An 11,235-nucleotide genomic window follows, 5' to 3' on the forward strand; every position below is an offset into this window, starting at 1 on the left:
TACAACGGGCGGCGCGTTGTCACGCCGGGTTCACCACTTCCCGCCGAGCTCGTTGAGGGTGAAGATACCGCCGGCGCGGTCGTGCACCGGGTCGCTGAGGTCGGGCTCGCCCTGCTCGGCGATGAGCGCGGGGGCGAACTGCTCGGAGGAGTCGCGCGAGACGTACCCGATGGCCTTGGCCTCCTCAAGCGACCACCAGCGGCGCGGGCTGTCGGAGACGCCCCAGACGACGTGGTAGCCCTCGGCGGTCAGGCCGGCCTCGACGAGCCGGGTCAGGTCGTCGGGAGAGATCCAGGTCGCCAGGCCGCGGGTGTCGACGGGGCCCTCGTTGCAGGTGCCGAGGCGGATGACGGTGATGTGCATGCCGAAGCGGTCGTGATAGAGGCTGCCGAGCGCCTCCATGACGACCTTGCTCACGCCGTAGAAGGTGTCGGGGCGCGGGAAGGCGTAGTCGGGCAGGTCCGCGCCGTCCTTCGGGCGGGTGTGGAAGCCCGCGGCGTGGTGGCTGCCCATGAGGACGAGGTGCTGGACGCCCTCCGCGCGTGCCGCTTCCAGCAGCACCTGCGTACCATCGATGTTGGCACGCACGATGTCGGCCCAGGGGTGCTCCCTGCTCTGACCGCCGAGGTGCAGCACCGCGTCCACGCCCTTCATGGCCTCGGCCACGGCGCCGGGATCGGCGAGATCGGCCGTCACCCATTCTTCGCCGGGACCCGGCTCCACCGGATGAATATCGGAAAGCCGCAGCGTACGACCTTCGCGGGCGAGCCGGGGCCGGAGCAGCTTCCCGACCTTTCCCGCGGCTCCCGTCATGAGAATGCGCATGACTCCATGGTGTACACGATTCTGATGCAAATTCACATCCTTGAATGTTGACCGTGAGCCATGCCACGGTTACGTTCACAGACAAACATTCAAGTGCACGACTCGCGTCCACGTATGTGAACAGGAGGCGGTCTGATGTCACGTCGTTTGCTGGGGGTCGCGCTGGCCGCGACCCTCGCCGCAGGACTGACAGGCTGCGGTTCCGGGGATTCGTCAGGTTCGGGCAACACTTTGGAGATCTGGATCAGGCAGCCGCCCGATTCCGACTCCGCCAAGACCGCCAAGAAGCTGGCCGACGCTTTTACCAAGGCCAGCGGGGTGCCGACGAAAGTCGTCGCGCTTTTCGATGACTTCGAGACCAAACTGAATCAGCAGGCCGCGCAGCGCCGCCTTCCCGACATCGTGATCAACGACACCGCGCAACTCGGAAACATGGTGTCACAGGGCTGGATCCAGCCGGTCGACAAAGCCGGCCTCGCGGGCGCCGACCAGCTCGCAGAAACCGCGTGGAAGGCCGCCATGGGCAGCGACGGCAAGTATTACGCCGCGCCGTTCTCCGCCCAGTCGTTCGCCTTGATCGTACGTAAGGACTGGCGTGAGAAGGTCGGCTTGGAACCGCCCACGACCTGGGACGACCTGACGAAACTCGCCGTCGCCTTCACCGAGCGGGACCCCGACGGCAACGGCGAGAAGGACACCTCCGGCTTCGTCGCCCCCGCGGGCACCAAGCGCGGCTACGCCTCCTGGTACGCCTCCTCCCTCATCTACGCCAACGGCGGCGACTTCGTGACCGCCACGGGCAACGGCAAGTACGCCGCCACCGTCAACGACCCCAAGACCGTCGAGGCCGTGCAATACCTGCAGGACCAGTTCTGCAAGACCAAGACCGTCAACCCCGGCGCCGTCAGCAACGACACGACCGTCACCCACGAGGTCTTCGAGAAGGGGCAGGGCGGGATCTACCTGGTCGGCCCGTACGTGCTGGCGCGGTTCGTCAACAGCATCGGCTCCGACAAGATCGAGGTGCTGCCCGTGCCGAAGGGCCCGTCGGGCGGCCCCGGCACGCTCGGCGAGGGCGAGAACGTCTACATGATGGCCGGCTCCGAGAACCCGGAGGGCCAGAAGAAGTTCGCCGAGTTCGCCATCTCCCCCGAAGGCCAGCGCATCGGCATGAACAAGGACGCCAACGGCGCCATCGTCCGCCTGCCGGTGAACACCACCGTGGACATGTCCGCCGAGCGTCAGGATCCGCGCTGGAAGGTGTTCCAGGAGTCGTACGAGCACGCGGTCTACGCCCCGCCGGTGCCCAACTGGGCGCCGATCCGCCAGACCTCGGCGGACGCCATGAACGCCGTGTGGGCTGACTGCTCGGCCGACGTCAAGACGGCCATGGATGAGCTCAACACCAAGCTCACCCAGGAACTGCAGAGCCAGAACGCCTCATGACCTCCACGCTCACCCCGGCGCGCGGCCGGACGGCGTCCCCTGCCGGCCCCACCCGAGCGGTGCGCTGGCGAGGGCCGCTGATCGCCTGGCTGTTCCTGGCGCCCGCGCTGCTGCTCTTCCTGTACTTCAAGTTCATCCCCATGTTCGTGGGGCTGTGGAAGAGCCTGTTCAAGGTGCAGACCTTCCTCGGCGACGAGTGGGTCGGCCTGAAGAACTACGAGACCATCGTCACCGACGACGAGTTCGCCTCGGCCATCTGGCACAGCGTGGTGCTGGCGCTCGGCACCACGATCGGCTCCATCGTGCTCGGCCTGTGCCTGGCGCTGCTCATCGAGGGGCCCGCCCGCTACCTGTGGTTCGTCAGGACCGCGGCCTTCCTGCCGGTCGTCACCACGATGGCGGCCGTGGCCGAGGTCTGGCGCATCATGTTCCACCCCGCCGACAGCGGCATGCTCAACACCATCATCGGCTGGGCCGGCATCGACCCCCAGCCCTGGCTGGCCAGCGAGAACTCCTCGCTGTGGTCGATCATGCTGATGAGCATCTGGCGCGGGACCCCGTACGACATGATGATCTTCCTGGCCGGGCTGGTCGGCGTGGACCGCGCACTGTACGAGGCGGCCGCCGTGGACGGCGCCTCCACCTGGCGGCGGCTGCGCCACATCACGCTGCCGGCGCTGCGGCCGGTGTTCTGGATCCTGTTCACCCTCGCCGCCATCCGCGGGCTGCGGGTCTTCGTCGAGGTGTACGTGCTCACCAACGGCGGCCCGAACGGCTCGTCGGAGGTGCTGATGACGTTGATCTACAAGCTCGGCTTCCAGAAGAACGAGCTGGGCGTCGCCTCGGCGGGCGGGATCGTGCTGTTCGTCGCCACGCTGGTGCTCACCCTGATCGTGCAGATGCTGCGCAGAAGGCAGGCCGCATCATGACGTTCGACAGCGCGCTGGGGCTGGAGGCCCGGCGGGGGCCGCTAGCCCGCCTGGCCAAGGTCATCATCTACGGCGCCATGGTGATCGTGTTCACCGGGCCGCTGGTCGGGCTGCTGATGAGCGCGTTCAGCAAGACCCTCGACCCCACCTCCTTCTCCCTGTGGCCGGACGAGTTCACGCTGGAGAACTTCATCCAGGCCAAGGACAAGAACGTCTACCTCTACCTGCTGAACTCCTTCATCGTCGTCGGCTTCGGGCTGCTGCTGCAGATGCTGGTGAGCGTCTTCGCGGCGTACTCGCTGGCGCGCAAGAAGTTCCGCGGCATGACGTTCGTGATGCTGCTCATGCTGACCACGATGATGCTCCCCGAGGAGATCATCGCGATCCCGCTCTCGCTCGTCCTGGCCGACATGCCGCTGCTGAACGTCAACCTCATCGGCACCTACGCCGGGATGATCCTGCCCGTCGGCGCCTGGGGCTTCTCCATCCTCGTCATGACCGAGTTCATGAAGGAGGTGCCGGTGGAGCTGGAGGAGGCCGCGCGCATCGACGGGGCCGGCGAGCTGCGCATCTTCGCGACGATCATCGTGCCGCTGTGCCGCCCGGCGCTCGGGGTGATCGGCGTGTTCGGGTTCACCATGATCTGGGACCAATACCTGCTCCCGCTCATCGTGGCGCCGGAGTCGGACATGTGGACCCTGCCCATCGCGCTACGCTCACTCCGCTCGGACGAGGAGGTCGGCATCGGCGTGCTGCTCGCGGCGTCGTTGCTGGCGCTGCTGCCGTCGATCATCGCGTTCCTCGCCTTCCAGCGGCAGTTCATGCGCGGTCTCACCAGCGGTGCGGTCAAGGGTTAGGCATCCATGTATCTGGACGTCATCCAATATCCTGGATGTTCGAAGCCACCGAAGGATACGAGATGGGATGAGCATGGAGCAGCCCCCGCTGGTCAAGTCCGCGGAGCGGACCGTACGCATCCTGGAGACGCTCGCCGAGTCGCACGACCACCTGACGCTTTCGGAGCTGCAGCAGCGCACCGGGTTCCCGCGCAGCAGCCTGCACGCTCTCATGCGCACGCTCGTCGAGCTCAACTGGGTGGAGACCGACTCCGCCAGATCCGCCTTCGGAATCGGGCCCCACGCGCTGCTGACCGGCACCGCCTACCTCGATAAGGACCCCGCGCTGCCGTTCGCCCAGGACTGCCTGGAGGACCTGCGTGACGAGATCGGGCAGACCGTGCACTTCGCGCGGCGTGACGGCGCCCACGTCCTCTACCTCGCCACCCGCGAGTCCCGCGAGGCCGACCACGTCATCCCCCGCGTCGGGCGCCGGCTGCCCGCCCACGTCACCGCACTCGGCCAGGTGCTGCTGGCCCAGCTCACCGACGACGAGGTCGTCGCCCTGCTCCCCTCGCCGCTGGTCGCGCTCACCGAGCACACCATCACCGACCTGACCAAGCTCACCGACGAGCTCGACCAGGTCCGCACCCGCGGCTGGGCCTACGAGCGCGAGCAGGGCACCCCCGGCGTCGCCTGCGTGGCCGTCGCGGTCGACTACCGCATCCCGGCCACCGACGCCATCAGCTGCTCCATGCCCGCAGGGCTGCCCCGCTCCGAGGTCGAGCAGATCACCGAAGCGATCATCAAACACACCCGCAAGCTGGCTGCCACCCTGCGCAGGGAGGGCATCCGCTAGCCCAGGGAAGGACCGTCGATGCGGTCAGGCGGCGTACTCGTCCTCCCCGTGACCCCGTTCGGCCCCGACGGCGGGCTCGCCGAATCCGTACTCGCCCGCCACGTGGCCGACGGCGTCGCCGCCGGAGCCGGAGGAGTGTTCGCCGCCTGCGGCACCGGCGCCCTCACTCCGGCGAGCACCAGCGGGTCGTCGCCACCGCCACCGCGGGACGCGTCCCCGTCTTCGCCGGAGCCGACGGCCTGCTGCGCACCGCGCGTTCCCTGGCCCGCGCCGCCGCCCCCCGCGGGCGCCGACGGCCTGCTGCTCATGCCGCCCTACCTCGTCACCGGCCCTGCCACCGGCCCGAAGCTCACCACCACCTGACCCCCGACACCCCCTTCACCGCCCGCCTGACCCCGCACACCCTTCACCGCACGCCTGACCCCGCACACCCTTCACCGCCCGCCTGACCCCACACGCCCTTCACCGCACGCCTGACCCCGCACACCCTTCACCGCCCGCCTGACCCCACACGCCCTTAGCCGGCACCTGACCCCGCACGCCCTTAGCCGGCACCTGACCCCGCACGCCCTTCGTTGGCCCCCGCCCCCGCACACCGGCCGACCGCTGACCGGTAGCCGCTCGCTTCGCGGCGCGCGTTGCCCACCGTCCGGCCGTCCGGCGACGCCTACAAAGCACCCTCCGGCGACGCCTGGAAACGACGAAAGGCCCGCCGAGCCGGGTCGAGGTGCGACCACGCACCCTCATCCCCGTTCGGCGAGCCCTCCTGTCTACGTCAGCTCACCTGGAGCCGGCCGTCCACCCGGCGCGGGATGGACAGCGGGTTGGCGTCCTTGAGCTCGTCGGGCAGCAGCTCCTCCGGCCAGTCCTGGTACGCGGTCGGCGCGACCCACCGCTCGATCGCGGTCGCACCGACGGACGTGGTGGTCGTGGTGGCGGCCGGCCAGGGCCCGCCGTGGTGCATGGCCCAGCAGACGGCGACGCCGGTCGGCCAGCCGTTCCAGATGAGCCGCCCGGCCTTCCTGCCCAGGACCTCGACCACCTCGGCGGCCTCCTGCGGCTCCGTGCTGTGCACGCTCGCCGTCAGCGACCCGTCGAGCCGCTCCAGCACCGGCCGCAGGTCGGCGACGTCGCGGTAGGTGACCACGATGGACGCCGGGCCGAAGCACTCCTCGCCGATGGCGGGCAGCTTGGCCGCGAACGTGTCGAGGTCGGTGGTGAACACCTTGGGCGTGACCGCCCAGCTCCCCTCCCCCGGCTTGCCCTCGGCCAGGAGCTGCAGCTGGCTCAGCCGCTCGACGCCGCCCAGGTAGTTGTCGCGGATGCGCTCGGCCAGCATGGGCCCGCCGGTCGTACCCTCGACGGCCTCGACGATCGCCTTGCGCAGCTCGTCGCCCTCGGGCACGAACAGCAGGCCGGGGTTCGTGCAGAACTGTCCGACTCCGAGCGTCAGGGACGCGGCGAACCCGGTCGCCACTTCCTTGGCCGGCGCCGACGGCAGCACGACCACGGGGTTGACGCTGCCCAGCTCGCCGTAGAACGGGATGGGCGTCTCCCGCTCGTCGATCAGCTTCTGGATGGCCTTGCCTCCGGCCACCGACCCGGTGAACCCGGCCGCTACCACGCTGGGGTGCTTGACCAGGTCGACGCCCGCCTGCATGCCCTGCACCAGACCGAGCAGGTCGGGGTTGGGCAGTGCCTCGCGCACGATCTTCGCGACCCGCTCGGAGGTGTTGGGGTGCCCGGGGTGCGCCTTCACGACCACGGCGCAACCGGCCGCGAGCGCCGAGGCGGTGTCGCCACCGGCCACCGAGAACGCGAACGGGAAGTTGCTCGCCGCGAACACCGCGACCACACCCGGCAACGCCTGCTTCACCCGGCGCACGTCGGGCCGGGGCGGCGTCAGCGAGGGGTCGGCGTGATCGATGATCGCCTCAAGGTAGCCGCCGTCCCTGATGACCTCCGCGAAGAGCCTGAACTGGCCTGCCGCACGCGCGACCTCGCCGCGCAGGCGTCCCTCGCCGAGCGCGGTCTCCTGGTCGGCGAGCCGCCACAGCTCGTCAACGTGAGCGGAGAGCGCGTCGGCGACGGCTTCAAGCGCGACGGCACGCTCGGCGGCCGGAGTCGCCCGCCACGCCGCTCCGGCAGCGGCCGCAGCGGAAACGATCCTGTCGACACCGGCGCTGTCGGTCTCGGGCAGGGCGGCACCCACGGTTTCGCCGGTCCTGGGGTCGTGTCCGTAGATCATCGAAAGGCCCTTCGGAGTCTTGACACTTCTTCAGCCTGATTCTTACAGTTGCGGCAACTTGTCCACAAATCTGGCCATCGTTCACATATATGGACGGCGAGCGAATGATCATTCGGCAGATCCATGTAACTCCCGTCGCCTTCAGGGATCCGCCCCTCCTCAACGCCGCCGGAGTCCACGAGCCGTGGGCTCTCCGTACCATTGTCGAGGTCGTCACCGACGAAGGCCTGAGCGGGTTGGGCGAAACGTACGGTGACCTGCGGCATCTCGCCAAGGTACGCGACTGCGCGAACGCTCTGGTCGGGCTCGACGTCCACGCGCTCAACGAGATGTACGCCAGAGTCGCCGCCACCATCGGCGCACCGCCGGCCGCCCATGGAGGCGGCCCGTCCGACGAGCAGACCGATGCGGCGGCGAGGAGAAAACCGACCGGCGACGCCACGAAGGAGACGACGTCAGCCGAGGGCGCCACGAACGAAAAGCCGGCCGGCGCGACCACGAAGGAGAAGACGGTCGACCGCGTCTTCTCCCCCTTCGAGGTGGCCTGCCTCGACATCCGCGGCAAGGCGGCCGGCGTTCCGGTGAGCGATCTGCTGGGCGGCCGGGTCAGGGACGCCGTCCCGTACAGCGCGTACCTCTTCTACAAGTGGGCCGGCCACCCGGGCGAGGAGCCGGACCGCTTCGGCGCCGCCCTGGACGAAGCGGGCATCGTACGGCAGGCGAAGCTGCTCATCGACGAGTACGGCTTCCAGTCCATCAAGCTCAAGGGCGGCGTCTACCCGCCCGACCAGGAGATCTCCGCGATCAGGGCGCTGCACGAGGCGTTCCCCGGCGTACCGCTCCGCCTCGACCCGAACGCCGCCTGGACGGTGCAGACCTCGATCCGCGTGGGCCGCGAACTCGACGGCGCGCTCCAGTACCTGGAGGACCCGACGCCGGGCATCGAGGGCATGGGCGAGGTCGCCGCCGCCGTCCCCATGCCGCTCGCCACCAACATGTGCGTGGTCGCCCCCGAACACTTCCCGCCCGCCATGGCCGCCCGCTCCATCGGCGTCCTCCTCCTGGACCACCACTACTGGGGTGGTCTCGTACGCTCCTCGCACGTGGCCGCCATGTGCGACGCCTTCGGCCTGTCCATGTCGATGCACTCCAACTCCCACCTCGGCATCAGCCTGGCCGCCATGACGCACCTGGCCGCCGCCACGCCGAACCTCACGTTCGCCTGCGACACGCACACCCCCTGGCAGGACGGCCAGGACGTGGTCGCGCCCGGCGCCCTGCGCTTCGAGAACGGCGCCGTCCCCGTTCCCACCGCCCCGGGTCTCGGCGTGGAACTCGACAGGGACGCGCTGGCGGTGATGAACGAGCAGTACGAGAAGTGCGGGATCAGGAAGCGGGACGACACGTCGTATATGCGACGCTTCGACCCGTCCTTCACCGCCAAGCGCCCCCGCTGGTAACCCCACCCACCTCAGGCTGGGAAGGTAGGACCCCCTCAGAACACGGACACCACGCACCCACCCCCACAGGGGACTGCTCAGTAAGGAGAGGCCCCCGCCCACAGGGCAGAAACACCACCACCCACCACCGACCGAACCACAGCCGAGCCGAAACTCCCCCACCCACCACCGACCGAGCCAAAACACCACCGGCCACCACCAGCCGAGCCAAAACACCACCGGCCACCACCGACCGAACCAAAACACCACCGGCCACCACCAGCCGAGCCAAAACACCACCGCCCAACACCGACCGAACCGAAGCACCACCGCCCATCACCGGACGGACCGGAAAAACCACCGGCCACCCCTGACCGATCCGAAACACCACCGCCCACCCCAACGAGCCACAAGCCGAATCGCACAGCAACCCCGACCGCCAGAAACCACCATCGGAGTCGAGGGAACCCACCCACGACCACGAAGACCAACACCCAAAAGACCAGCAGCTATGACACTTCCGGCAAGGAGAGCCCTGTGGTGAACGTCGCCTACCTGTACCCCTGGGACGTGGTCGGTGACCCGTCGGCCCCGCGCCGCCTGGCCGACCTGGGCGTCGAGGCGGTCGCGCTGGCGGCCAGCTACCACTCGACGCGGGCGGCCACGCCGTACCACCCGGCACATCGCGTGCTGGACGTGCCGTATCCGGCCTTCTACCTCCCGATCCGCCCGTCGTCCTGGTCCCGGCTGGTGCCCGCCGCCCCCACCTGGACTCCTGCCGACGCCTACCTGCAGGCCAGGGACGCACTCAAGGGCGTGGGCCTCCAGGTGCACGCCTGGACCGTCCTCACCCATAACTCCCACCTCGGCGCCGCCCACCCCGACCTGGTCGTGCGCAACGCCTTCGGCGACGCGTACCCGTACGCGCTGTGCCCGTCGCACGAGGACGTCATCGAGTACTGCGAAAACCTGGTCAGCGAGATCCTGAACCTGGGCGAGCCGGACGGCCTCATCCTGGAGGCCTGCGGCCCGATGGGCTTCGGCCACACGAGCGTGCACGAGAAGACCTCCGGCGCCGACTGGACCCCCACCGACACGGACCTCCTTTCCCTCTGCTTCTGCACGAACTGCGCCCCCCGCTACCCCGAGCCGGCAAGGTCCGTCATCCGCAACGCCATAGACCGCACCACCCCAGCCCCCGCAACGGACAACACCACGCCAGGCCCCGCGGCAGACGGCACCACGCCAGGCCCGGCAACGGACGGCACCATGCCAGGCTCCGCAACGGACAACAGCACCACGGGCTCCGCACCAGACCGCACCACCGCAACATCCGTCACGAGGGGCACCACCGCAACGCCTGTCACGAGCGGCATCACCACCAGCTCCGCGAAGGACCACACCACCGCAAACTCGGCAGGCTCCACGCCCGCCGTGCAGCCCTCAACCGGCCCGATGACCGTCGACCAGGCTTTGGGCGACCTGGCAGACGAGGTACGGGAGATCCGCACAGCTCTCACCACAACCCTCCGCCAACGCCTGATCAGCGTGGCCAAGCGAACCGCCCCGAACGTTCCCATCACCCTGCACGCCAACCCCGACCCGTGGGCCACCGGCGCCTTCGCTCCCCTCCCCGCGGGTGAGCCGGACGTCGACGTCCTGGTGGGCAATTGCTGGGGCGACCCTGCCACGGACGCCGCCCGCCTGACCCGCCTCGGCGAGCTCGCCACCGCGTCCCAGCGAGTGGGCGCCTACGTCCTCGCCCTCCCACCCCGCCCCGCCGACGCGGAAGTGCTGGCCGACCAGCTCAGGACGTACAGCAAGGCCGGAGCCACAGAGTTCCACCTGTACCACGCCGGCCTGGCCAGCCCTCAACGCCTCCAGGCCCTCACAAAAGCCCTGAACCTCTGCCGTTAACCGGAAGAATTTGCACACCCCTGCCTGAAAAACCTGCCCCCGCCCACTCCTGACCGGAAGACCCGCCTACCCCACCTGCCCACTCTTGACCGGAACACCTGCCCGCCCCCGGCCAGAGCACCTGCCCGCCCCTGGCCAGAGCACCTGCCTGCCCCTGGCCGGAGGACCTGGTGGTTGCGTCCACGGGAGTGGTGTACGAGTTTGACCTGGTCAGCTGGCGTGGCGCCGTGAAATGGTGACGGCCATCGCGTGATCCTTCGAGTAGCTAGTCCAAGATCGAAGGAGGACACGTGATGGCCGCGGACAACAGTGTGACGCCCGAGCAGTGGCTGGCGCAGCAGATCCAAGCCGGCGACCCCGACATGTTGCGATCCATGGTGAAGACCATGGCCGAGGCGTTGATGTCGGCCGAGGCCGACACCCTGTGCGGAGCCGACTACGGCCGGCGCAGTACCAAGCGGACCAACCGGCGCAACGGCTACCGGGCGCGTGAGTGGGACACCCGGGCCGGCACGATCGAGCTGGCCATCCCGAAACTGCGGTCGGGCTCCTACTTTCCGGACTGGCTGCTGGAACGCAGGCGGCGTGCCGAGCAGGCGCTGATCAGCGTCGTGGCCACCAGCTACCTGCTCGGCGTCTCAACAAGGCGGGTCGACAAGCTGATCGAGCAGCTCGGCATCACGCACATCTCCAAAAGCCAGGTCTCGCAGATGGCCAAGACGCTCGATGAGCAGGT

At 68.9% G+C, this 11,235-nt stretch carries 10 protein-coding genes; 8 read left to right on the forward strand and 2 right to left on the reverse strand.

Annotated elements, in window-relative coordinates; genetic code table 11:
- Positions 1-30: 30 nt before the first annotated feature.
- Positions 31-825 carry an NAD(P)-dependent oxidoreductase gene (locus AB0K67_RS12615; RefSeq protein WP_364057322.1) on the reverse strand — a complete coding sequence of 265 codons (795 nt, stop codon included), beginning with the start codon at positions 823-825 and terminating at the stop codon, positions 31-33.
- Between the two features lie 135 nt (positions 826-960).
- Here AB0K67_RS12615 and AB0K67_RS12620 point away from each other — a divergent pair, with 135 nt between their 5' ends.
- The 5 genes from AB0K67_RS12620 to AB0K67_RS12640 all read left to right on the forward strand — a co-directional run bounded on the left by AB0K67_RS12620 (position 961) and on the right by AB0K67_RS12640 (position 5,258).
- Entirely contained in the window at positions 961-2,271 is a 1,311-nt protein-coding gene (locus AB0K67_RS12620) for a sugar ABC transporter substrate-binding protein (protein ID WP_364057325.1), read from the forward strand.
- A complete protein-coding gene (locus AB0K67_RS12625; RefSeq protein ID WP_364057328.1) occupies positions 2,268-3,200 on the forward strand; it encodes a sugar ABC transporter permease in 933 nt (310 codons plus the stop codon). Before AB0K67_RS12620 ends, AB0K67_RS12625 begins: the two co-directional genes overlap by 4 nt.
- Positions 3,197-4,057: a carbohydrate ABC transporter permease gene (locus tag AB0K67_RS12630; protein WP_364057331.1), complete on the forward strand. Its 861-nt coding sequence runs from the start codon at positions 3,197-3,199 to the stop codon at positions 4,055-4,057. The genes AB0K67_RS12625 and AB0K67_RS12630 overlap by 4 nt, the downstream gene beginning before the upstream one ends.
- A 67-nt stretch (positions 4,058-4,124) precedes the next feature.
- Positions 4,125-4,895 carry an IclR family transcriptional regulator gene (locus AB0K67_RS12635; protein ID WP_364057334.1) on the forward strand — a complete coding sequence of 257 codons (771 nt, stop codon included), beginning with the start codon at positions 4,125-4,127 and terminating at the stop codon, positions 4,893-4,895.
- A gap of 18 nt (positions 4,896-4,913) precedes the next feature.
- A complete protein-coding gene (locus AB0K67_RS12640; RefSeq protein WP_364057337.1) occupies positions 4,914-5,258 on the forward strand; it encodes a hypothetical protein in 345 nt (114 codons plus the stop codon).
- A gap of 412 nt (positions 5,259-5,670) precedes the next feature.
- Here the strand turns inward: AB0K67_RS12640 and AB0K67_RS12645 are convergent, their stop codons facing one another.
- A complete protein-coding gene (locus AB0K67_RS12645; protein ID WP_364057340.1) occupies positions 5,671-7,143 on the reverse strand; it encodes an aldehyde dehydrogenase (NADP(+)) in 1,473 nt (490 codons plus the stop codon).
- A 104-nt stretch (positions 7,144-7,247) separates the two neighbouring features.
- Here AB0K67_RS12645 and AB0K67_RS12650 point away from each other — a divergent pair, with 104 nt between their 5' ends.
- From AB0K67_RS12650 to AB0K67_RS12660, 3 genes are all read left to right on the forward strand, one after another.
- Positions 7,248-8,603, forward strand: a complete 1,356-nt coding sequence (locus AB0K67_RS12650) for a glucarate dehydratase family protein (RefSeq protein ID WP_364057343.1) — start codon at positions 7,248-7,250, stop codon at positions 8,601-8,603.
- Between the two features lie 516 nt (positions 8,604-9,119).
- On the forward strand, positions 9,120-10,499 hold the full coding sequence (locus tag AB0K67_RS12655) for a hypothetical protein (protein ID WP_364057346.1): 1,380 nt from the start codon (positions 9,120-9,122) through the stop codon (positions 10,497-10,499).
- Between the two features lie 293 nt (positions 10,500-10,792).
- On the forward strand, positions 10,793-11,235 hold a 443-nt coding region (locus AB0K67_RS12660; RefSeq protein ID WP_364057349.1), incomplete at its 3' end, for a transposase.

Origin of the sequence: Nonomuraea sp. NPDC052634 (assembly GCF_040678535.1) — a bacterium.
In the GTDB taxonomy this organism is placed as follows: domain Bacteria; phylum Actinomycetota; class Actinomycetes; order Streptosporangiales; family Streptosporangiaceae; genus Nonomuraea; species Nonomuraea fastidiosa.